The following is a 22,795-nucleotide window of genomic DNA, read 5'->3' on the forward strand; positions in this document are numbered from 1 at the left end:
GCGCGCGGGTCCGGGGCATGCAACACTTAGTAGGACGTCCTATTAAATGCGCCGCGCGATCCGCGCGCAGAGAGGCGGTACGGGCATGGATGCTGCGGCCATGGAAGAGGGCCGGCGCCGCTGGCAGGCGCGTTACGACGCGGCCCGCAAGCGCGAGGCGGACTTCACCACGCTCTCCGGCGACGACGTCGAGCCGGTCTACGGCCCGCGCCCCGGGGATGTCTACGAGGGCTTCGAGCGCATCGGCTGGCCCGGCGAGTTCCCGTACACCCGCGGCCTGTACGCCACCGGCTACCGCGGCCGGACGTGGACCATCCGCCAGTTCGCCGGCTTCGGCAACGCCGAGCAGACCAACGAGCGCTACAAGCTCATCCTCGGCGCGGGCGGCGGCGGCCTGTCCGTCGCGTTCGACATGCCCACCCTCATGGGCCGCGACTCCGACGACCCGCACGCGCTGGGCGAGGTCGGGCACTGCGGCGTGGCCATCGACTCCGCCGCCGACATGGAGGTGCTCTTCCGGGACATCCCGCTGGGCGACATCACCACCTCGATGACGATCAGCGGCCCCGCGGTCCCCGTCTTCTGCATGTACCTCGTCGCCGCCGAGCGCCAGGGCGTCGACCCCGGTGTCCTCAACGGCACGCTGCAGACCGACATCTTCAAGGAGTACATCGCGCAGAAGGAGTGGCTCTTCCAGCCCGAGCCGCACCTGCGCCTCATCGGCGACCTGATGGAGTACTGCGCCGAGCGCATCCCCGCGTACAAGCCGCTCTCCGTCTCCGGCTACCACATCCGCGAGGCCGGCTCGACGGCCGCGCAGGAGCTGGCGTACACCCTCGCCGACGGCTTCGGCTACGTGGAGCTGGGCCTCTCCCGCGGCCTCGACGTCGACGCCTTCGCCCCCGGCCTCTCCTTCTTCTTCGACGCCCACGTCGACTTCTTCGAGGAGATCGCCAAGTTCCGCGCCGCGCGCCGCATCTGGGCCCGCTGGCTGCGCGACGTATACGGGGCGCGCAGCGAGAAGGCGCAGTGGCTGCGCTTCCACACCCAGACCGCGGGCGTCTCGCTCACCGCCCAGCAGCCGTACAACAACGTCGTGCGCACCGCCGTCGAGGCGCTGGCCGCGGTCCTCGGCGGCACCAACTCGCTCCACACCAACGCCCTGGACGAGACCCTGGCGCTGCCCAGCGAGCGGGCCGCGGAGATCGCGCTCCGCACCCAGCAGGTGCTGATGGAGGAGACCGGCGTCGCGAACGTCGCCGACCCGCTCGGCGGCTCCTGGTACGTCGAGCAGCTCACCGACCGGATCGAGGCCGACGCCGAGAAGATCTTCGAGCAGATCCGCGAGCGCGGCCGGCGCGCCCACCCCGACGGGCGGCACCCCATCGGGCCGATCACGTCCGGGATCCTGCGCGGCATCGAGGACGGCTGGTTCACCGGCGAGATCGCCGAGTCGGCCTTCCGCTACCAGCGGTCGCTGGAGAAGGGCGACAAGAAGATCGTCGGCGTCAACTGCCACACCGGCTCCGTCACCGGCGACCTGGAGATCCTGCGGGTCAGCCACGAGGTGGAGCGCGAGCAGGTGCGCACGCTGGCCGTCCGCAGGGGCGCCCGCGACGACGCGCGGGTGCGCGCCGCGCTGGCGGACATGCTCACGGCGGCCCGGGACGGCGGCAACATGATCGAGCCGATGCTCGCCGCGGTACGGGCCGAGGCCACGCTCGGCGAGATCTGCGACGCGCTGCGCGACGAGTGGGGCGTCTACACCGAGCCGGCGGCCTTCTGACCCGTACGCGCACGGGCCGGCCGCGCGCGGGGGCCGGTCCGCGCGCGGGGAGCGGGGTCACACGACGAGGACGGACTTGCCGCGCGTGTGGCCCTTCTCCCAGTCCCTGACCGCCTCCGCGGCCTCGGCGAGCGGGTACGTCCGGCCGACGACCGCCGAGCATCCCGCTCCCGGCGCGGCCGGGACAGGCCCGAAGGACCTATTGCGCGGACGGGTCCCGGCTGCCCGCGGCCGGGTCCGGCGCAGGAACGGGTGCGGGATCCGTCAGGGCGGCCAGGCCCCCGGTCAGCAGGGTGGCGAACGCCGTCGCCCACGCGGCCGTCACCGGCTCCGCGCTCACCAGCAGCCGGTGCAGCACGGAACCGGCGATCACGTCGAAGATCATGTCCGCCGTGCGGTCCGCCGCCGCCGCGTCCGGTTCCACCGGCAACTCCCCGCGCGCCTGCGCCCGGGCGCGGCCCAGCAGCACCAGATGCCGTTGCCGGTCGACGATCGCGTCGCGGATCCGCTCGCGCAGCGCCGCGTCCTGCGTCGCCTCGGCCAGCACCGCCATCAGCGCGCCGCGCGTGCGCGGCTCCCGCAGCAACTCGGCGAACTGCAGCACCACGCCCTCCACGTCCCGCGCCAGGCTGCCGTGGTCCGGCAGCCGCAGCGAGTCGAAGAGGTCGGCGAGCGCGTCCAGGACGAGCTCGTTCTTGCCCGGCCAGCGCCGGTAGAGCGTGGTCTTCGCCACTCCCGCGCGGGCCGCGACGCCGCCGAGCGTCACCCCGGCCCAGCCCGTCTCGGCGATCGCGGCCCGGGCGGCGTCCAGGATGGCCCGGTCCGCGGTCGCGCTGCGCGGCCGGCCCGCGCGCCGTGCGGCGGGCGTCTCGTGGCTCATGAGCTGGACCTTATCCCTTCTCCCCGGGGCCGCAGGTAGGTTACGCTACGGGCCGTAGCGTAAGTCACCCCCGAGCGACCGGTGTCTTCTGCTGCGCCTGGGAACCCGCCCGGGACGAACCCTTCCGGGCGGGTTCGCCGAGTCATCCGCGGCCCGTCCGTTCAATGCACCGTGCGAAGGGGGGAGGATAGGGCGTATGCAGCCACGCAACATGTCTATGAGCGGAGCGGTCGACCTGGCCGCGGTGAAGGCGGCCGCGGAGGCCAAGGAGAAGGCGGAGGCGGCCCGCGCCCAGGCCGCCCGGGACGGGGTGCCCGCGCCCGGCGCCGGTGCGCTCGTCATCGATGTCGACGAGGCCGGCTTCCAGCAGGACGTCCTGCAGCGCTCCACCGAGGTCCCGGTCGTCGTCGACTTCTGGGCCGAGTGGTGCCAGCCGTGCAAGCAGCTCAGCCCGCTGCTGGAGCGGCTGGCACAGGAGTACGCCGGGCGGTTCGTGCTGGCCAAGATCGACGTGGACGCGAACCAGATGCTCTTCCAGCAGTTCGGCGTCCAGTCCATCCCGGCGGTCTTCGCGGTCGTCGGCGGGCAGGCCATCCCGCTCTTCCAGGGCGCCGCCCCGGAGCCGCAGATCCGCGGGGTGCTGGACGAGCTGATCAAGGTCGCCGAGCAGCAGTTCGGCATCGTCGGGCAGGCGGTGGCCGGCGAGGACGCCGCGGCCGGCGAGGAGGCGGGCGAGCGGGAGGCGCCGGAGGAGCCGGCGGGCCCGTACGACAGCGCGCTGGCGGCAGCCGGTGACGCGCTGGACCGGGGCGACCTCGGCGGCGCGATCCAGGCGTACCAGAACGTGCTCTCCGACGACCCGGGCAACGTGGAGGCCAAACTGGGGCTCGCGCAGGCGGAGCTGCTGCGGCGGGTGGAGGGGCTCGACCCCGCGGCCGTACGCAAGGAGGCGGCGGACAACCCGGCGGACGTGGCGGCGCAGATCCGGGTCGCGGACCTGGACCTGGTCGGCGGGCACGTCGAGGACGCGTTCGGGCGGCTGGTCGACACGGTGGCGCGGACCGCGGGCGAGGACCGGCAGGCCGCGCGGGTGCGGCTGCTGGAGCTCTTCGAGGTCGTCGGCGGCGACGATCCGCGGGTGGTGGCGGGGCGGCAGGCGCTGGCCCGCGTGCTGTTCTGAGCAGAGGTTGACGTAGGGTGACAGCCCGTGCCGCTTTGCCAAAAATTGACTGAGGGCAGGGCTGTTACTCGGAGTAACTGACGCGCTGTCAGTTGACCGTCTTTGTCATGCCTTGTCATCGGGTACGTCCGCGGTCCGCGGCGACCCAGGGTGCAGGATCCGGCCATCGCGGCCGGATCTGCCGCACCCCTCGCGTTACCCGTTGGTAACGAACCCCTTGTGCGCCCCCCTTCCGATGGACCACGATCGCCATCCGGACAGGGGGGTTCCCCGTTTCCGCGGACCGTTCCCGCGGACCGGAGCCTGTCCGGACAACGAGTCGCTCGGGGGTAACGCCCCCTTCGACGTAGCGCGTCCGCGCCCGTACCCGGACCCGCAGAGCCGCGCCGCGAGCGCGTGCGGATCCTCCTCGCTCCCGAGGACCGGCCCACGGGTCCAGGACGTACGTCCGAGAAGGAGGAGAGGCATGGAGTCCCAGGCACGTGGTGGGACCAGGTGGAAGCGGTTCGCCGTGGTCATGGTGCCGAGCCTGGCGGCGACCGCCGCGATCGGCGTGGCGCTGAGCCAGGGCGCGCTGGCGGCGTCGTTCAGCGTGTCGGGCCAGGAGTTCAAGGTCACGGCGGACCGGCTGGAGGGCGTCGGCTTCGTCCAGTACAGCGGCGTCGACAGCGGTCACGACCTGGAGGGCAACGAGGCGACCCGGCCGGTCGCGATCTCCGCGTTCAAGGAAGCGGAGATCAACGGCATGTGCCAGTCGGTCGTCACGCCCGACGTCCCGCTCATCGGCTCGGTGAGCCTGATGCTGACGGCGGGTGACGAGAAGCCGGTGGAGGCGAAGAACCTCTACATCGACATCGCGCAGCTCGACGCCGACGCGACGTTCGAGAACATCAACATCGGTGTGGCCGCCGGGTCCAGCACCAAGGGACCGGGCATCGGCAAGGGCGACAAGGCGAACCCGAACGGGTTCGCGCAGGAGGCCGACAGGGCCGTCCTCACGGACGTGAAGCAGACCGCCTGGGCCACCAGCGCCGGCACCTTCAAGCTGAGCGGGCTCAGCATGAAGCTGCACAAGGGCGTCAAAGAGTGCTTCTGACCACGCACTCGGCCGGCGGGGAGGCGCGTACCGCTCCCCGCCGGACCCCCCGCTGACCGAACCGCACCGCCGTACCGGGGAGCTGCATTCATGAGCGCCGAGTTGCCGGACCTGCTGCACCGTCTGAACACCTGGCGGCTGGGATTCCGCGGTTGGCGCGGCTCCCGTCCGTTCTGGGCGGGTCTGCTGACCATCGCGGGCGGCGTGCCGATCGGCGCGCTGCCGTACTACAACATCAAGCTGGGCAACCTCAGCCTGCAGATGGCGACGCAGGCGGGGGCAGGCGGCCTGATCATCGGCGTGCTGCTGGTGACGCTCGGGCTGACCATGTGGTTCCACGCCGTCGTCCGGGTGTTCGCGGGCGTCGCCTCCATCGTGCTGGCGCTGGTGTCGATTCCGGTGTCCAACTTCGGCGGCCTGCTGGTGGGTTTCCTGCTGTCGATGATCGGCGGGGCGCTGGCCGTGTCGTGGGTCCCGGGCGTGCCGGAGGCCGCCGATGACGCCGGTGCCGCGGACGGGGCGGCCGACGACACCGGGGACGGTACGGCGGAGGAGAAGAGAGCCGGCGCCGGCGAGCCGGGCGTGGACGTGCTGGAGGACATCGACGGCGGGAGGCACCGTGCGGCCGGATGACCACGCGAGGGCGGCACGCGGGGGCCCGCGGCACGCGGCGCCGCGCAGATCGCTGCTCGGCCGGGTGCCGGCGGGCAAGGCGATAGCCCTGGCGGCCATGCCCACCGCGGTCTTCCTGGGGCTGGGGCTCACGCCGCGGCCCGCGATCGCCGAGGACGCCCCGGCGGACCGCTGGCGGCCGGGGCCGTGCGCGGAGCAGTCGGACGAGCCGAAGGACGAGGAGACGGCGGACGCCGGGGAGGCCCGGGACGGCGAAGAGGCGCCGGGCGCCGGGGAGTCGGCGGAGCCGGGCGGCGGTGCCTCGCCGAGTCCGTCGGCGACGGACGACGGATCGGCGGCGGAGCGGCCGGGCGGCGGTGGCGGCGACGGCCCGGGGGCCGGCTCGGGGTCGGGCGGTGCCTCCGGCGGCGGGTCGGACGGAGACGGAGCCGGGGAGTCCGGCAAGGCGGAGCCGAGTCCTTCGCCCTCGGAGTCCCGCCCCTGGTACGACCCGCTGGGCCTCGGCGACGCGGTGGACGGCCTGCTCAACCCGGACGACCCCGGCGCGGAGCCCGAGCCGGGGGCCGAGCCGCCGGGCGGCTCGGACGGCGCCGACTCCGGTGCCGGCACGTCCGGTTCGGGCTCGGGCTCGGACAGCGGCGAGGAGTCCGGCTCCGGCACCGCCCCGGACGAGGAGCGGCGCGCGAAGGAGAAGGCCGTCCGCGACGCCGCCGAGGACGCGGGCGCCACCGTGGAAGAGCTGGACGACAAGGTGCGGGACACGGCCGAGGACCCCGCGGACGAGAAGCCCGACGCCGGGGACGGCACCGCCGCGGACGGGGACGGCAAGGAGCCGTTCCCCTGCCCCACCCCCGACCCCGAGGCCCTGGCGAACGCCCCGCTCGAACCCGGCCTGCCGCTGCTGCCCGACGACCCCTGGCGGCTGGAGAGCAGCAAGCTCACCCTCAAGGGGCTCAAGTACCACGGCATCGTCGAGGTGAAGACCTACAGCGGCCAGGTGAAGAAGGTGCTGAAGTACACGGCGGACGACGGGGTCGACATCCGCGACCTGCACCAGACCGTCATCGGACCCGGCAGGAACACGACGCACGTACGCGCCGAGGAAGGCAGCACGTCCACGATCCGTGACGGCAGGGTGACCATGTACACCGAGGAGCTGAAGGGCAATCTCTTCGGGCTGATCCCGATGACGTTCAGCCCCGGGAGCCCGCCGCCGGTGGACCTCCCGTTCGCGTTCTTCACCGACGTCCAGGTCGTCCAGGCCGGTCAGTTCGGCGGCACGCTCACCGTGCCGGGCCTGAAGAACACCATCGAGTAGCGCAGGGCCGCGCCGCCCGGCTCAGCGCTCGCCGCCCAGGTGGTGCACGCGGACCATGTTCGTGGTGCCCGCCACCCCGGGCGGCGACCCTGCGGTCATGACCATCGTGTCGCCCTCGCGGAAGCGGTTGAGCTTCAGCAGCTCCGCGTCCACCAGGTCCACCATCGCGTCGGTGTTGTTCACGTGCGGCACCAGCACCGGCTCCACGCCCCAGCTGAGCGTGAGCTGGTTGCGCGTGTGCTCGTCGGTGGTGAAGGCCAGGATCGGCTGGCACGCGCGGTAGCGCGAGAGCCGCCGCGCGGTGTCCCCGGACTGCGTGAACGCCACCAGCGTCTGGGCGTCGAGGAAGTCCGCGATCTCGCACGCCGCCCGGGCGACGGAACCGCCCTGCGTACGCGGCTTCTTGCCCGGCACCAGCGGCTGCAGCCCGCGCGACAGCAGCTCGTCCTCCGCCGCCACGACGATCCGCGACATCGTCTTCACCGTCTCGATCGGGTACTTGCCGACCGACGACTCGGCGGACAGCATCACCGCGTCCGTGCCGTCCAGGATCGCGTTCGCGACGTCGGACGCCTCGGCGCGCGTCGGACGCGAGGAGCTGATCATCGACTCCATCATCTGGGTCGCGACGATCACCGGCTTGGCGTTGCGGCGGCACATCTCGATCAGCCGCTTCTGCACCACCGGCACCTTCTCCAGCGGGTACTCCACCGCCAGGTCACCGCGGGCCACCATCACACCGTCGAAGGCGAGGACGATCTCCTCCATGTGGTCGATCGCCTGCGGCTTCTCGACCTTGGCGATGACCGGCACCCGCCGCCCCACCTCGTCCATCACCCGGTGCACGTCGCCGATGTCGCCGGCGTCGCGGACGAAGGAGAGCGCCACCATGTCGCAGCCCATGCGCAGGGCGAAGCGCAGGTCGTCCACGTCCTTCCCGGAGAGCGCCGGGACGTTCACCGCCACGCCGGGCAGGTTGATGCCCTTGTGGTCGGAGACCACGCCGCCCTCGATGACCATGGTGCGCACCTCGGGGCCGCGCACCTCCAGCACCTCCAGGGCCACCGCGCCGTCGTTGACGAGGATGCGCTCGCCGGGGGAGACGTCGCCGGGCAGGCCCTTGTACGTGGTGCCGCAGATGGACCGGTCGCCGGGCACGTCCTCGGTGGTGATGGTGAACTCGTCGCCGCGCGCCAGCTCCACCGGGCCCTGGGCGAAGGCCTCCAGCCGGATCTTCGGGCCCTGGAGGTCGGCCAGCACGCCGATGGGCCGCCCGGTCTCCTCGGCGGCCTTGCGCAGCCGGTCGTAGCGCTCCTGGTGCTCGGCCTGGGTGCCGTGGCTCATGTTGAAGCGGGCCACGGACATGCCGGCCTCGATCAGCGCTTTGAGCTGCTCGAAGGAGTCGACGGCGGGACCCAGGGTGCAGACGATTTTCGCTCGGCGCATGGCGGCATCCTATCGGTTTGTTCTCGACCGGAATTATTCCGGTGGGGGGAGCGCCGGCCCGCCGCCGCGGACCAGGTCGCGGGTCTGCGTGGCGATCTCCAGCTCCTCGTCGGTCGGCACCACGGCGACCGTCACCTTCGAGCCGGGCGCCGAGACGACGCGGGGAGCGGAGCCGCGGACCGCGTTGCGTACGGAATCCAGCTCGATCCCGAGTCCCCCGAGACCGCGCAGCGATGCCTCCCGTACGGCGGCGGAGTTCTCGCCGACGCCGGCGGTGAACGCGACGGCGTCCACCCGGCCCAGCACGGCGGCGTACGCGCCGACGTACTTGCGGATGCGGTGGACGTACACGTCGAAGGCCAGCCGCGCGCGCTCGTCGCCCTCGGCGATCCGGCGGCCGATCTCCCGCATGTCGTTGTCCCCGCAGAGGCCGACGAGACCGCTCCGCTTGTTCAGCAGGGTGTCGATCGCGTCCGTGTCCATGCCGGCCTCGCGGGCGAGATGGAAGATCACCGCCGGGTCGAGGTCCCCGCTGCGGGTCCCCATCACCAAGCCCTCCAGCGGGGTCATGCCCATCGACGTCTCCACGCACCGGCCGCCGGCGACCGCGGAGACGCTGGCGCCGTTGCCGAGGTGGAGCACGATGACGTTGAAGTCCCCGGGGTCCGCAGGGTCGCGGCCGAGCAACCGCGCGGTGGCGCGGGAGACGTAGGCGTGCGAGGTGCCGTGGAAGCCGTAGCGGCGGATGGCGTGGGCGTCGGCGGTGGCCGTGTCCAGCGCGTAGCGCCAGGCGTGCTCGGGGAGGGTGGCGTGGAAGGCGGTGTCGAAGACGGCGACCTGCGGCAGGTCGGGGCGGAGCTCGCGGGCGACGCGGATGCCCGCGATGTTCGCCGGGTTGTGCAGCGGCGCGAGCGGGACCAGCTTCTCCATCTCCTCCAGCACCCCGTCGTCGACGAGGACCGGCTCGGTGAAGCGGGTGCCGCCGTGGACGGCGCGGTGGCCGATGGCCAGCAGACCGGGCGCGTCGAGACCGTGCCCCGCGGCGGCCAGCTCCTCGCCGACGGCGCGCAGCGCCGCCGCGTGGTCCGGCACGCCGCCGCGAGCCTGCGGCTCGCCGATCCGCTCGACGATGCCGCGGGCCGGGCGGTCGGCGCCGGGTGCCGGCCCCGCCATGTCGATGAGCTGGTACTTCAGCGACGAGGAGCCGGAGTTGAGCACCAGGATCCGGGTGGGGCCGGTCACGGGCGGACGCCCTTCGCGGGTGCGGCGGTGCCCTGCGCCTGTACGGCGGTGATGGCGACCGTGTTGATGATGTCCTGCACGAGGGCGCCCCGGGACAGGTCGTTCACCGGCTTGTTGAGCCCCTGGAGCACGGGCCCCACCGCGATCGCGCCGGCCGTGCGCTGCACCGCCTTGTACGTGTTGTTGCCGGTGTTGAGGTCGGGGAAGACCAGCACCGTGGCCTGCCCGGCGACCCGCGAGTCCGGCATCTTGGCGGCGGCGACGGTGGCGTCCACCGCCGCGTCGTACTGGAGGGGGCCCTCCACCTCCAGGTCCGGCCGGCGGGCCCGTACCAGCTCGGTCGCGCGCCGCACCTTGTCGACGCCCGAGCCGGAGCCCGAGGTGCCGGTGGAGTACGACAGCATCGCCACCCGAGGCTCGACGCCGAACTGCGCGGCCGTCGCCGCCGACTGGATGGCGATGTCCGCGAGCTGCTCGGCGTTCGGATCGGGGTTGACCGCGCAGTCCCCGTACACCAGGACCCGGTCCGCGAGGCACATGAAGAAGACGGACGAGACGATCGCCGCCCCGGATGCGGTCTTGATGACCTCGAACGCCGGGCGCACGGTGGCGGCCGTGGAGTGCGCGGCGCCGGAGACCATCGCGTCGGCCAGGCCCTGCTGGACCATCAGGGTGCCGAAGTAGTTGACGTTGCCCAGGACGTCGTACGCCAGCTCCACGCTGACGCCGCGGTGCGAGCGGTACTGCGCGTACAGCTCGGCGAAGCTCTCCCGCAGCGGCGAGACGCGGGGGTCGGCGATCCGGGCCGTGGCCGGTCCGTCAGGACGCGCCGCCGGGGCGTCGGCGCCCAGCAGCGGCAGGCTCAGCCCCAGCTCCGCGGCGCGCTTGCGGATCGTCTGCTCCTCGCCGAGGAGGGTGAGGTCGCACACCCCGCGGCGTACCAGCACCTCCGCCGCCAGCAGCACCCGCTCCTCGGTGCCCTCCGGCAGCACCACGTGCATGCGGTCGGCCTGCGCCCGCTCGATCAGCATGTGCTCGAACATCATCGGCGTCACGCGCCCGCTCGCCGCCCCCGCCAGCCGCCCGGTGAGCTGCGCGGAGTCCACGTGCAACTCGAAGAGGCCGAGGGCGATGTCCGCCTTGCGCGGCGTCGCGGCGTTCAGCTCGCCGCGGAGCCCGACCAGCGCGGCGGCCGTGGGGAACGAGCCCTCGGCGACCGTGAGCAGCGGTGTCCCCGGCGCCAGCCGCTCGGCCAGCGCCATGATGTCCGGGCCAGGACGCTCGTCCAGCGTCAGCAGCACCCCGGCGATGGCGGGGGAGCCGGCGGAGTGCGCGGCCAGCGCGCCGACCACGAGGTCGGCGCGGTCGCCGGGGGTGATCACCATGCAGCCCTCGCTGAGGGCCGGCAGGAACGCCGGGAGCATCGCGCCGCCGAAGACGAAGTCGCGTACGTCACGGGCCAGCCCGCCGGCGTCGCCGGCCAGCAGCCCGGCGCCGAGCGCGTCCCGTATCTGCGCGACGGTGGGGGCGGCGAGGCCGGCGTCCTCGGGGATGACGTACACCGGCACGGGCAGATGGGCGCCGATGTCCGCGGCGGCGGCGCGGGCCCGGGGGGCGGCGTCGGGGCCGACCCGATTGGCGATCATCGCCAGGACGTCGCAGCCGAGGGAGGCGTACGCGTCGTGCGCGTTGCGCACCTCGGCGAGCACCGACTCCGCGGACTGCTCCGCGCCGCCGACGACGGGCAGCACGGCGGCGCCGCACTCGTTGGCGAGGCGGGCGTTGAGCGCCAGCTCGGCCGGGATGCTGGTGTCGGCGAAGTCGCTGCCGAAGATGAGCACGGCCTCGTAGCCGGCGGCGACCTCGTGGAACCGTCCGACGAGCCGGGCCACCAGCGCGTCCGTACCCTCCTCGGCCTGCAGCGCGGAAGCCTGCCCGTACGTCATGCCGAGCACCCCGGCGCGCGGCTGGCTCAGCCGGTAGCGGGCGCGGAGCAGGTCGAAGACGGGGTCGCGGGCATCGGCGCCGGCATGCGCCAGCGGGCGGAAGATCCCCACCCGGTCGACCTGGCGGGAGAGCAGTTCCATCATGCCCAGCTCGACGACCTGACGGCCGTCACCGCGGCCGATGCCGGCGACGTAGACGCTGCGGGTCACTCCTGCACTCCATCCGTCCCGTCCGTCGCGGTCCTGTTCGACCATACAGTCGGGCGGGGGGACGGGGCGCGCGAAGGGCGGCGGGCGGCCGGGCGCGATCCCGCGGACCGCGGGTGACGGCGAGGTGACCGCCGGGTGTGACAGAGGGTTAACCGGCTGTTCGGACGAGTGACCCCCGGAGCATGGGAGAATCGGCATCGAGCATGCATGCGACGGCACCGAGCAGGAGAGACATGCGCATCGGAGTACTCACGGCGGGCGGAGACTGCCCCGGCCTGAACGCGGTGATCAGGTCGGTGGTCCACCGGGCCGTGGCCGGTCACGGCGACGAGGTGATCGGATTCGAGGACGGCTTCAAGGGACTGCTCGAAGGGCGGTACAGCAAGCTCGACCTCAACGCGGTCAGCGGCATCCTCGCCCGCGGCGGCACCGTCCTCGGCTCGTCCCGGCTGGAGCGCGACCGGCTCCGCGAAGCCTGCGAGAACACCGAGGAGCTCAGCCGCGAGCTGGCCCTCGACGCGCTCATCCCGATCGGCGGCGAGGGCACCCTCACGGCGTCGGCGATGCTCGCCGACGCGGGGATGCCGGTCGTCGGCGTACCGAAGACCATCGACAACGACATCTCCGCCACCGACCGCACCTTCGGCTTCGACACGGCCGTCGGCGTGGCCACCGAGGCGATGGACCGGCTGAAGACCACCGCCGAGTCGCACCAGCGGGTCATGGTCGTCGAGGTCATGGGCCGGCACGCGGGCTGGATCGCGCTGGAGTCCGGCATGGCGGGCGGCGCGCACGGCATCTGCCTGCCGGAGCGTCCCTTCGAGATCGCCAGCCTGTGCAAGATGGTCGAGGAGCGGTTCGACCGGCACAAGAAGTTCGCCGTCATCTGCGTCGCCGAGGGCGCGCACCCGGCGGAGGGCACGATGGAGTACAAGAAGGGCGAGATCGACCAGTACGGCCACGAGCGCTTCACCGGCATCGGCAACCGCCTGGCCGGCGAACTGGAGCGCCGCCTGGGCAAGGAGGCCAAGCCGGTCATCCTCGGCCACGTCCAGCGCGGCGGCACGCCGACGGCGTACGACCGCGTGCTGGCGACGCGTTTCGGGTGGCACGCGGTGGAGGCGGTGCACCGCGGCGACTTCGGGCAGATGACGGCGCTGCGGGGGACGGACATCGTGATGGCACCGCTGGCGGAGGCGACGCGGGAGCTGAAGCGGGTACCGGCGCACCGGATGGACGAGGCGGAGGTCGTCTTCTGACGCGGTGTCCTCGGAAGGCGTCTCGACCCCCTACCCGTAAGGACGTCCGGGCAGCCATGCTGATCGCGCGGTGGACGTGATCAGTCGAGGCGTACGTGGACGGGGGATTGACGCGACGGCACCGAGTGCTACCACCGTGCCGCAGTGCGGAGCCAGGGCGATCGGCCGGGTGGCCCGACGGCGCTGCTCAGGCACGACGAGGACGGCTGTGGCCGGCCGAGGCACCGGGTTTCAAGGACTGGAACGTCGCGAGCGACGGCGAGCGGATGACCGTGCCCGGCACCGACGACGCCGGACTGCATCCCGGCGGCGGTGAGCGTGCGAGGGGCGGTGCCGGGAAAGGCACGCGGGAGATGTCGTTTCGGCAGCATCTGAAGCAGGAGGCGTACCGGATCCTCGACACGTTTCCGGTGGAGCTGAGACCCGAGATCTACGTCGTCGCCCTGCACATGTACCGCGTCGACGAGGCGGTGGCCCTCGGGATCACCCACATCGACACCGCCGGCGCGTACGGGCCGCGCGTCACCAATCAGCTCATCCGCGAGGCCCTGCACCCCTACCCCGCGTCCCTGCACATCGTGACCAAGGTCGGGGGGACCCGCGACGCGCAGGGCGGCTGGCCGCCGGCCCGGCGCCCCGGGGAACTGCGCGCGGCCGTCCGCGAGAACCTGGACGACCTCGGCCTCGACGCCCTCGACGTGGTCAACCTCCGCCTCGGCGACGCGCAGGGGCCCGGGCCCGGTTCGCTCGCCGAGGCGTTCGAGACGCTGGCGGAGCTGCGGCGGCAGGGCCTGATCCGGCACCTCGGGGTGAGCAACGCGACGCCCGAGCAGGTCGCCGAGGCCCGGTCGATCGCGCCCGTGGTGTGCGTACAGAACATGTACAACCTCGCCCACCGCCAGGACGACGACCTCATCGACGAGCTCGCCGCCCAGGGCATCGCCTACGTGCCCTTCTTCCCCCTCGGCGGCTTCACCCGGCTGCAGTCCACGGCGCTCTCCGCCGTCGCCGCACGGCTGGACGCGACGCCGATGGCGGTCGCGCTGGCGTGGCTGCTGCGGCGGTCGCCGAACATCCTGCTCATTCCCGGTACGTCGTCGGTGACCCACCTGCGCGAGAACACCGCGGGGGCCGGACTCGCCCTCTCCGGGGCGGACATGGCGGAGCTGGACGTGATCGGCCGCTAGCCGGCGTCGGCCGGTGGCGGTGGCGGTGAGGTGAGGTCGAGCCGCCAGACGGCCTCGTCGTCCTGGACGAGGTCCGTACGCACCAGGCCCGCCGACGCCGCGACGGCGGCGGAGGCGCGGTGGCCGGGGTGGACGTGCGCGACGACGGCGCGCAACGGCAGCCTCCGCAGCCGCGCGACGAGCCCCCGGGCGGCCTCACCCGCGTAGCCGCGGCCCTGCCACGGCGTCCCCACCACCCAGGCGACCTCGGCGACCTCCTCCCGGATCGTCACCTGTACGTATCCGCAGAGCCCTCCGTCCGCCCGTACCCGCAGCACCCAGTTCCCCCACACGGTCCCGCCGCCGGGCGCGCCGGCGGCCAACCGCGCGTAGCGCGCCCGCAGTTCGCCGAGCGCGGGCGGCGAGCCGCCGGTGAACGCATAGAGCGCGGGGTCGGAGAGTACCCCCGCCATCTCGTCGGCGTGCTCGACGCGGAGCGGCAGCAGGTCGAGCCGCGCGGTCCTGAGGGTCTCTCCGGCGACGGCGGTCAGTTCGGTGTCCGTCGGAACCCCCGGGGATGCGGATGCGGAAGGAGGGCGGTCGGCCCGGTCCGGCGCCCGCGGCGCAGACCCCGGCCGTCCCGCTGAGGCTACGCCACGCCGGGGCCGCGGGGCCTCCCCGCGAGGTCCGGCGGCCGGAGGCGGTCGTGCCGGCCGCCGTCAGCTGCGGAGGAGTTCCCAGAAGCGGGGGAGCACCTGCTGCAGGTACGTCGTCACTCCCGCCGCGGATTCCGGCGGGGGGTCCTCGCCCCAGTTGCGGGCCGCGGCGCTGCGGGTCTGGTACTCCTCGTGGAGGGTGCTCAGGGCGCGTTCCAGAGGGCGGCGGGGCAAGCGGGTGAGGCGGGCCACCGGGCGGACCTGGGGCTGCCAGCGGGTGGTGGCGGCGTCGCGGAGGTGGCGGGCCAGGGGTTCGCTGCGGCCGGTGAGGTCCAGCAGGTCGGGCAGCGGGAGGCGGAGGAGGTGGGCGAGCCGGGTGGCCTGGGACTCGGTGCCGGGCCAGCGGCCGGTGCGCTCCGCGCTGAGGTACGTGGCGGGGTCCATGCCGATGTGGCGGGCCACGTCGTCCAGGGGCAGGCCGTGGGCGCGGCGGTGGGCGTGGAGCGAGGTGGGGGAGTCCATCAGGTCGGCCGGCGTGCACCACAGGGCGCCTGCCAGGGCGTCGAGTTCGACGCGGGTGGGGCGGGCGTGGCCCTTCTCCCAGTCGGCGACCGCGGCGGCGGGTACGGCCAGGCCGTACGCGGCGCGCATGCCGTACGCGACGTGGTCGTGACCCAGGCCCAGGGCGCGGCGTAATCGGCGGGCCGCCGCGGGGTCGAAGGGCGGCGGATGTTCCGGCGGGCCGGCGCCGGGGCCGGGCACCTGTGTCGTCACACCGTCACCGTAGGTAGTGGCGCACCCCGTTATCAACCGTGCGTTCCGCCGAAGCTGCACCGGGATACGGGTGGGGCCGGAGGGGTTGACGGTGGACGGCCAATGGCTAAAGTCTAGACCAATTACCCCCCACGCAAGGAGTGTTGTATGCACCGCAGCACCAAGCCTGCCCGCAAACGCGCCGCCGGCGCCACCCGTGCCGCCTTCGTCGGCGCCGGCGTGGCCCCGCTGCTGCTCCTCGCCCTGCCCACCCAGCAGGCGAACGCGCACGGCTGGATCACCAACCCGCCGAGCCGCCAGGAGCAGTGTGCGAAGGGTGTCGTCGAGTGCGGCGCCATCAAGTACGAGCCGCAGAGCGTCGAGGGGCCGAAGGGCCTGACGAGCTGCAGCGGCGGCAACCAGGGCTTCGCCGAGCTGGACGACGACGGCAAGGGCTGGAAGGTCACGGACGTCGGCAGCACCACGACGTTCAACTGGAAGATCACTGCCCGGCACAGCACCAGCACCTGGCAGTACTTCGTCGGCGGCCAGAAGGTCGCGGAGTTCGACGACGGCGGCGCCCAGCCGCCGGCCGAGTTCAGCCACTCCGTGAACTTCGGCGGGATCACCGGCAAGCAGAAGGTGCTCGCCGTGTGGAACGTCGCCGACACCGGGAACGCCTTCTACGCCTGCATCGACGTCAACATCGGCGGCTGACGCCCGCCGCGCAGGTCCGTCCCCGTGGCCGTACGGGGCGCGCCCGGCGGGGTTTTCCGCCGGGCGCGTCGCGCGGCCGCCGCGGGCGGCGGTGGAGGGCGGGCCAGGCCCCGGTCCGCCCTTCACCGCACCCCGCACCGCACTGTCAGCCCTTCACCGCACCGCCCAGGGCGAAGCCGCCGCCGAGGCGGCGGGCGATGAGCACGTACAGCAGCACCGCGGGCGCCGAGTAGAGGATCGAGAAGGCGGCCAGCTCCCCGTAGACCACGGAGCCCATGTTGCCGAAGAGCTCGAAGATCGAGACGGAGGCGGGCATCTGGTCCGGGCTGAGCAGCAGCATGAAGGGGACGAAGAAGTTCCCCCACATCATGATGAAAGAAAAGACCGTCACCACCACGACGCCCGGGCCCATCAGCGGCAGGATGACCCGCACCAGCGCCTGCATCGACGACGCGCCGTCCGTCCAGGCCGCCTCCTCCAGCACCTTCGGCACCCCGTCCATGAAGTTCTTCATCAGCCAGATCGCGAACGGCAGTTGCGAGCTGGCCAGGAAGAACGCCGTGCCGGACATCGTGTCGATGAGGTTGATCTGCACGAAGAGGCCGTAGACCGGCACCATGATGGCGGTGATCGGCAGGCTGGTGGTGAAGAGGATCGTCAGCATGAACGGGCGGTTCAGCCGTGAGCTGTAGCGCGAGAGCGGGTACGCCGCCAGCGCCGCCGCGACGACCGTGATGGCCGTCGCCGAACCGCACAGGATCAGGCTGTTGAGCAGCGGGCGGAAGGTGATGTCCGTGGTCATCACCGCGTCGAAGTTGTCCCAGGTGACGTCCGTGGGCGGCCGGGCGGTGAGGCCCGAGTCCGCGTCGACGGACGAGAAGAGCAGCCAGGCCAGCGGCAGCACGAACGCCAGCGCCGCCAGCAGCAGGCACAGGTCGGCCGCCAGCCGCCGGCTGCTCCGGCGCGCGCCGGGCCCCCGGCGCGGGCCGCGCCTGCGGGGTGCCGGAGGGCCGGGCGGCGGGGTGCCGCGGGTGAGCGTGGACGTGGGCATCGCTCATACCTCCGTACGCAGCATCCGCATGTACACCAGCGAGAACAGGGCGCCCACCAGCAGCAGGAGCAGGGCCACCGCCGTGCCGTAGCCGAGCAGGTTGTTCTTGAACGCCTGCTCGTACATGAACAGCGGCAGCGTCTGGCTGCGGTCGCCCGGGCCGCCGCGGGTCATCGCCCAGATCAGCCCGAAGACCGAGAGGGTCTGCAGGGTGTTGAGCATCAGGTTGGTGGCGATCGAGCGCCGGATCATCGGCAGCGTCACGTGCCACAGCTTCCGCCAGCCGCCCGCGCCGTCCACCTCCGCAGCCTCCGTGATCTCCTTCGGGATCTCGGAGAGCGCGGCGGAGTAGACGAGCATCGAGAACGCGGTGCCGCGCCAGATGTTGGCGAACGACACGGCCAGGATCGGCAGCGTGTACAGCCAGTTCTGGCCGGGCAGATGGAGCCAGTCCAGCACGGAGTTGAGCGTGCCCTCGCGGCGGAAGAAGGCGTAGAGCAGGAAGCCCGCGACGACCTCGGGCACCACCCAGGCGGTGATGACGATGGCCCCGGTGACGGTGCGTACCGTCTTCGAGGCCCGCTGCATCAGCGACGCGAGCGCGAGGCCGAGCGTGTTCTGGCCGACGATCGACGACAGGATCGTGAACACCAGCGTCAGCCAGACGGCGTTGACGAAGCCCTCGTCGTCGAAGGCGGTGCGGAAGTTCTCCAGGCCGACGAACGACGACTCGGCCTGGCCCGACAACTGCAGGTCGGTGAAGGCGATCCACACGCAGTAGGCGATCGGGCCCGCCAGGAACAGCAGCATCAGGACGACGGAAGGACCCACGGGCAGCGCCCGCAGCAGTGCGCGCAGCACGGAGCTGGGCGGCTGCGGGTGTTTCCGTGGTCCGGTGCGGCGGCCGCCGCCCGCCTGGCCGGGGACGCGCGCCGCTCCGGCGGCGGCGTCCCGCGGCCCGGCGGGGGCGGGGGTGTGCTTGCTCACCATGGCCTCTCGGGCTGCTCGGGCGGCTACTTCTCGACCACCTCGCCGTCGGTGATCGAATCGAGCTGTTCGTCATAGCCCTTGGCGGCCTCCTCGGCGGAGGCGTCGCCGGTGGTCACCTGCTCCATGGCCTCCTGGATGGCGGTGGAGACCTGCGGGTAGACCGGGAGCGCCGGGCGGTAGTGGGTGTCCTCGACCAGGCCGGTGAAGAACTCGACGCCCGGGACGTACGCCTGGTACTCCGGGTCGGCGGCGACGTCCTCGCGGACGGCGATCTGGCCGTTGGCGATGGTCAGCCGGGTGTTGTTCTTCCGCGACTGGGCGACCTTCATGAACTCGAAGGCCAGGTCGGGGTTGTTGGCCTTGGCGGGGATGGACCAGGCCCAGCCGCCGGACATGCTGACCCGTCCCGGCGCCTGGCCGTTCTGGGTGGGCATGGCGGCCTGGCCGAGCACCTCGGTCCACTCCGGCCACGGCTTGGGGCCGGTCTCCAGCCAGTTGTTCGACATCCAGGAGCCGTCGAGGTCGATGGCGAGCTTGCCCTCGGGCAGCCACTCGGTGCCGACCTTGGTGCCGACGTTGGGGTCGAGGGCGTCCTGCGGGTCGGGGCCGAGGCCGTCGTTGTAGACGGTGTGCACGAAGTCGAGGGCGTCGGTGAAGCCCTGGCTGCCGGCGACCCACTTCTTCGACCCCGGGTCGTACAGCGGGTCCTCGCCCGTGCCGTACAGCAGCATCTCGAAGCCCTGCATGGACGACGCCTCGCCCGCGGGCTTGCCGGTGTAGACGTTCAGCGGGATGACGCCGGGCAGCTCGCGCTTGATGGTGCGGGCGGCGTCCAGGACGTCGTCCCAGGTCTTCGGCTGCCAGTCGGTGGGGAGTCCGGCCTCGGCGAAGAGCTCCTTGTTGTACCAGAGCCCGCGGGTGTCGGTGCCGTCGGGGACGCCGTACGTCTTGCCGTCCTGGCCCTGCGCGGCGGTCTTCGCCGTGTCGATGTACTGGCCCCAGTCCTTCCAGTCCTTGAGGTAGTCGTCGAGGGGGGTGAGAAGCCCCGCGGCGATATCGGAGTTGATGAGGAAGGTGTCCTCGTAGACCAGGTCGGGGGCGGTCTTGGGGGACCGCAGCATCTGCTGGACCTTGGTGTAGTACTGCTCGTCCGGCACTTGAACGGGGATCAGTTCGACCTTCTTGCCGGGGAACTTCTCCTCGAACTCCTTCTTCACCGCCTCGATCTCGCGGTCGAAGATCTTGTTCTTGGCGTCGGTGGACTTCTTGAACTGGACTCTGACCGTGTCCGGATCGCTGCCGGAGTCTCCGCAGGCGGAGAGCGCGGTGGCGGCGAGGACGGCGGTGAGCGCGGTGGCGAGCATGGGGGAAACGGGGCGGTGCACGGCGGGACCTCCCTGCGGCTCGGGCGAGGATGCGGAGAAAGTACGGCTGTCCGGATGTCCGGTCAATCCTTCTGACAAGGGCTGTCCCGTATCGGTGACAACGTTGTTGTACCGACTGATTCCAGCCGCCGGCGGGCCGGAAGCTTTCGCGTGGAGCCGCGTGACGGGACGTCAGGGGCGGGAGCCGGACCAGCGGTAGCGCAGCTCGGGGCGGCCCACTTGGCCGTACTGCGGGGCGCGGACGGCGTGGCCGGCCTCCGCCAGATGCTCCAGGTAGCGGCGGGCGGTGATGCGCGACGTGCCGGTGGCCTCGCCGGCGGCGGTGGCCGTGAGGCCGTCGTCGCCCGCCCGGCGCAGGGCGTCGGTGACGGCGGCGAGGGTGGGGCCCGACAGCCCTTTGGGGAGCGCGGCCTGCGCCGGGGCGCGGAGCGCGGCGAGCGCGCGGTCCACCTCGTCCTGGCCGCCGGCCTCGCCGACGGCGGCGTGGAACTCGGCGTAGCGGACGAGCCGGTCGCGCAGGGTGGCGAAGGCGAACGGCTTCAGCACGTACTGCACGACGCCGAGGGACACCCCCTCGCGGACCACGGCGAGGTCGCGGGCGGAGGTGACGGCGATGACGTCGGCGGCGTGCCCCGCGGTACGCAACGAGCGGAGCAGGGCGAGGCCGTGGCCGTCGGGGAGGTAGAGGTCGAGGAGGATCAGGTCGACGGGCACCTGGTCGAGGACCCGGACCGCCTCGGCACGCGACCGCGCCGCCCCGGCGACGGCGAAGCCGGGCACGCGCTCGACGTAGAGCCGGTGCGCGTCGGCGGCGACGGGATCGTCCTCGACGACGAGCACCCGGATGGGCGCGGAGCGCCCGGGGGCGGTCACCGGTCCCCCGGGCGGTCGGCGTCGGCGGGGCGGCGGGGGCACGGGTGGCCGGCGCGGGTCCGGGGAGCCGAACGCGCGGGTGAGTCGGGCGGGTTCGCGGGCCGGGCGGGTGCGGAGGGAGTGGAGGGGCACGCGGGGCGGTGGGGGCCCGAAGCGGAGCCGCCGGGATCCGGCTGTGCGGTGGGCGTGCCCGGGACCGGACTCCGGGGTGCGGTGGGAGAGCCGGCGGGTCCGGTCGGCCGGTGCCGGCGCGGACCGTCGTCGGCAGGGTTGCGCGCCGCGGGGACTCGGGGCGCCGACGCGGCGGAGCCGCCGTCGGCGGGGTCTCGCGGCTGCGCCGCGGTTTCCGCGGCGGGCCCGCCCCCGGCCGCCGGGGCTGCTGTGACCGGCTCGCCCGGGGCCGCTCCGGCTCCCGGCGCCGGCCCGCCCCGCGGGTCCCCGGCTTCCGGCCCCGGTCCGCTCAGCGGCTCCGCCGCCGCCTTCGCCGTTCCCCTCTGCGGCCACCCGGTTTCCGGAGCCGGGGCGCCCAGCGGGCCCAGCGGGAGGCGGACGGTGAACTCCGCGCCGCCGGCCTCCGCGCCGGTGAGCGTCGCCTCGCCGCCGTGGCGGCGGGCGGCCTGGCGGACCAGGGCCAGGCCCAGGCCGCGTCCTGCGGGACCCGCGCGTTTCGTGGTCCAGCCGCGGGCGAAGACCTCCTCCGCGCGGCTCGGGTCCACCCCCGGGCCGTCGTCCGCCACCCGCAGCAGCAGCTCCCCGTCCGCCGCCAGCGCCGTGACCCGTACCTGCGGCTGCGCCGTGTCCCGTGTCCCGGACGCCGTCCGGGTCCTCGCGCCCTCCGCCGCCGCGTCCACCGCGTTGTCGATCAGGTTGCCCAGCACCGTCACCAGGTCCCGGGGCGGCAGCGTCGGCGGGAGCACGCCGTCGTCGATGCGGCTGTCCGGGCTCAGCACCAGCTCCACCCCCTGCTCGTTCGCCTGCGCGGCCTTCCCCAGCAGCAGCGCCGCGAGCACCGGTTCCGTCACCGCGCCCGTCACCCGGTCCGTCAGCGTCTGCGCCAGCTCCAGCTCCGCCGTGGCGAACTCCACCGCCTGTTCCGTCCGCCCCAGCTCGATCAGCGAGACCACCGCGTGCAGCCGGTTCGCCGACTCGTGCGCCTGCGAGCGCAGTGCCTCCGCGAAGCCCCGTGCCGAGTCCAGCTCGCCCGTCAGCGTCTGCAGCTCCGTGACGTCCCGCAGCGTGACGACCGTGCCGCGGTGCTCGCCGCCCGTGACCGGCGAGGTGTTGACGACCACCGTCCGGTCCCGGGTCAGGTGCACCTCGTCGACCCGCGGCCCCGGCGACAGCAGCGCCTCCGTGAGCGGCGCCGGCAGCCCGAGGTCCGCGACCGGGCGGCCCACGACCTCGCCGCCGGGACCCATGCCGAGCAGCTCCCGCGCGCCGTCGTTGACGAGCGCGATCCGCCCGGTGCCGTCGAGCATCAGCAGGCCCTCGCGGACCGCGTGCAGCGTCGCCTGGTGGTAGTCGTGCAGCCGGCTCAGCTCACCGGCGTTCATGCCGTGCGTGTGCCGCCGCAGCCGCGCGTTGATGAGGTACGTGGCGAGCCCCGCCAGCGCCAGCGCGCCCGCGGCGACGTACAGCACGGGCATGAGCTGCCGCCGCACCTCGTCGCTGATCGTCTTGACCGTGATCCCCGCGCTCACCAGCCCGACGATCCGCCCGTCGTCCGCCCGTACCGGCGTGACCACGCGCAGCGACGGGCCGAGCGTGCCGGTGTACGTCTCCGTGAAGGTCTCGCCGCGCAGCGCGCGGGCGGTGTGGCCGAGGAACGCCTCGCCGATCACGTCCGGGTTGGGGTGGGTGTAGCGGGTGCCGTCCGGGGCCATGATCGTGATGAACGTCACCGCCGTGTCCCGCCGGGCGCGCTCGGTGTACGGCTGCAGGACGCCGGACGGGGTCCCGCCGCCGGTGATCGCCTCGGCGACCCCCGGCGCCGCCGCCACCGAACGCGCCGTGGACTCCGCCTGCCGGGCCGCCGCCTCCTCCGCGCGGTCGTGCGCCGTCACGTACATGAAGATCGCCGCCCCGGCCACCATGAGCGTGACCAGCACGACCTGCATCGCGAAGAGCTGGCCGGCCAGGCTGCGGGGACGGGGGAGGCGCATGGCTCCAGTGTCGCCGGACCGGTCACGTGAACGAAATGAACGCAAC

20 protein-coding genes are annotated in these 22,795 nt (G+C 73.1%); 8 read left to right on the forward strand and 12 right to left on the reverse strand.

From position 1 onward, the window contains the following. The first annotated feature begins 85 nt into the window (after positions 1-85). Positions 86-1,786, forward strand: coding sequence for a coenzyme B12-dependent isobutyryl-CoA mutase large subunit (icmA, locus tag FB457_RS26065; RefSeq protein ID WP_047018187.1), 1,701 nt, complete (start codon positions 86-88; stop codon positions 1,784-1,786). A gap of 57 nt (positions 1,787-1,843) precedes the next feature. Here the strand turns inward: icmA and FB457_RS36430 are convergent, their stop codons facing one another. Continuing rightward, the gene (locus FB457_RS36430; RefSeq protein WP_486589137.1) at positions 1,844-2,047 is read right to left on the reverse strand and encodes a zinc-binding dehydrogenase; all 204 of its coding nucleotides are present in this window, start codon (positions 2,045-2,047) and stop codon (positions 1,844-1,846) included. Then, entirely contained in the window at positions 1,986-2,666 is a 681-nt protein-coding gene (locus tag FB457_RS26075) for a TetR/AcrR family transcriptional regulator (RefSeq protein WP_047018188.1), read from the reverse strand. The genes FB457_RS36430 and FB457_RS26075 overlap by 62 nt, the downstream gene beginning before the upstream one ends. Positions 2,667-2,862: 196 nt before the next feature. On the opposite strand from FB457_RS26075, the gene FB457_RS26080 reads away from it, so the two are divergent. The 4 genes from FB457_RS26080 (at position 2,863) to FB457_RS26095 (ending at position 6,893) form a co-directional block, all read left to right on the forward strand. Then, the gene (locus FB457_RS26080; RefSeq protein WP_078898454.1) at positions 2,863-3,846 is read left to right on the forward strand and encodes a tetratricopeptide repeat protein; all 984 of its coding nucleotides are present in this window, start codon (positions 2,863-2,865) and stop codon (positions 3,844-3,846) included. Positions 3,847-4,312: 466 nt separating this feature from the next. Then, positions 4,313-4,942, forward strand: coding sequence for a DUF6230 family protein (locus FB457_RS26085; RefSeq protein ID WP_047018190.1), 630 nt, complete (start codon positions 4,313-4,315; stop codon positions 4,940-4,942). 90 nt (positions 4,943-5,032) lie between these two features. Next, on the forward strand, positions 5,033-5,575 hold the full coding sequence (locus FB457_RS26090) for a DUF6114 domain-containing protein (protein WP_047018191.1): 543 nt from the start codon (positions 5,033-5,035) through the stop codon (positions 5,573-5,575). Next, complete coding sequence (locus tag FB457_RS26095; RefSeq protein ID WP_145783474.1) at positions 5,562-6,893, forward strand: hypothetical protein; 1,332 nt, start codon at positions 5,562-5,564, stop codon at positions 6,891-6,893. Before FB457_RS26090 ends, FB457_RS26095 begins: the two co-directional genes overlap by 14 nt. Positions 6,894-6,914: 21 nt before the next feature. Here FB457_RS26095 and pyk read toward each other — a convergent pair whose 3' ends face one another. The 3 genes from pyk to pta are packed head-to-tail and all read right to left on the reverse strand — an operon-like array spanning position 6,915 to position 11,737. Beyond that, positions 6,915-8,339 (reverse strand): pyruvate kinase, encoded by a 1,425-nt coding sequence (gene pyk, locus FB457_RS26100; RefSeq protein ID WP_145783475.1) that lies wholly within the window; start codon positions 8,337-8,339, stop codon positions 6,915-6,917. 33 nt (positions 8,340-8,372) lie between these two features. Then, positions 8,373-9,581 (reverse strand): acetate/propionate family kinase, encoded by a 1,209-nt coding sequence (locus FB457_RS26105; RefSeq protein ID WP_047018194.1) that lies wholly within the window; start codon positions 9,579-9,581, stop codon positions 8,373-8,375. Next, the gene (gene pta, locus FB457_RS26110; protein ID WP_047018195.1) at positions 9,578-11,737 is read right to left on the reverse strand and encodes a phosphate acetyltransferase; all 2,160 of its coding nucleotides are present in this window, start codon (positions 11,735-11,737) and stop codon (positions 9,578-9,580) included. Before pta ends, FB457_RS26105 begins: the two co-directional genes overlap by 4 nt. 233 nt (positions 11,738-11,970) lie before the next feature. Between pta and FB457_RS26115 the strand changes: the two genes are divergently transcribed. Together FB457_RS26115 and FB457_RS26120 are read left to right on the forward strand one after the other, a co-directional pair. Then, entirely contained in the window at positions 11,971-12,996 is a 1,026-nt protein-coding gene (locus tag FB457_RS26115; protein ID WP_047018196.1) for a 6-phosphofructokinase, read from the forward strand. 449 nt (positions 12,997-13,445) lie between these two features. Further along, the gene (locus FB457_RS26120) at positions 13,446-14,183 is read left to right on the forward strand and encodes an oxidoreductase (protein ID WP_486589138.1); all 738 of its coding nucleotides are present in this window, start codon (positions 13,446-13,448) and stop codon (positions 14,181-14,183) included. Here the strand turns inward: FB457_RS26120 and FB457_RS26125 are convergent. Beyond that, positions 14,180-14,713, reverse strand: a complete 534-nt coding sequence (locus FB457_RS26125) for a GNAT family N-acetyltransferase (protein ID WP_047018197.1) — start codon at positions 14,711-14,713, stop codon at positions 14,180-14,182. The two genes, FB457_RS26120 and FB457_RS26125, sit on opposite strands and share 4 nt — an antisense overlap. A gap of 168 nt (positions 14,714-14,881) precedes the next feature. Then, complete coding sequence (locus tag FB457_RS26130) at positions 14,882-15,469, reverse strand: helix-turn-helix domain-containing protein (protein ID WP_047020402.1); 588 nt, start codon at positions 15,467-15,469, stop codon at positions 14,882-14,884. A gap of 270 nt (positions 15,470-15,739) precedes the next feature. Between FB457_RS26130 and FB457_RS26135 the strand changes: the two genes are divergently transcribed. Next, positions 15,740-16,288: a lytic polysaccharide monooxygenase auxiliary activity family 9 protein gene (locus tag FB457_RS26135; protein ID WP_047018198.1), complete on the forward strand. Its 549-nt coding sequence runs from the start codon at positions 15,740-15,742 to the stop codon at positions 16,286-16,288. Positions 16,289-16,433: 145 nt separating this feature from the next. On the opposite strand, the gene FB457_RS26140 is transcribed toward FB457_RS26135, so the two are convergent. The 5 genes from FB457_RS26140 to FB457_RS26160 form a co-directional block, all read right to left on the reverse strand. Next, positions 16,434-17,339 (reverse strand): carbohydrate ABC transporter permease, encoded by a 906-nt coding sequence (locus tag FB457_RS26140; RefSeq protein ID WP_047018199.1) that lies wholly within the window; start codon positions 17,337-17,339, stop codon positions 16,434-16,436. A 3-nt stretch (positions 17,340-17,342) separates the two neighbouring features. Beyond that, positions 17,343-18,329: a carbohydrate ABC transporter permease gene (locus FB457_RS26145; protein WP_047018200.1), complete on the reverse strand. Its 987-nt coding sequence runs from the start codon at positions 18,327-18,329 to the stop codon at positions 17,343-17,345. Between the two features lie 23 nt (positions 18,330-18,352). Then, positions 18,353-19,693, reverse strand: coding sequence for an ABC transporter substrate-binding protein (locus FB457_RS26150; protein ID WP_047018201.1), 1,341 nt, complete (start codon positions 19,691-19,693; stop codon positions 18,353-18,355). Positions 19,694-19,885: 192 nt separating this feature from the next. Further along, positions 19,886-20,587 (reverse strand): response regulator, encoded by a 702-nt coding sequence (locus FB457_RS26155; protein ID WP_047018202.1) that lies wholly within the window; start codon positions 20,585-20,587, stop codon positions 19,886-19,888. Then, a complete protein-coding gene (locus FB457_RS26160) occupies positions 20,584-22,749 on the reverse strand; it encodes an ATP-binding protein (RefSeq protein WP_145783478.1) in 2,166 nt (721 codons plus the stop codon). Before FB457_RS26160 ends, FB457_RS26155 begins: the two co-directional genes overlap by 4 nt. Between the last annotated feature and the right edge of the window lie 46 nt (positions 22,750-22,795).

It is taken from the genome of Streptomyces sp. CNZ287 (assembly GCF_007827615.1).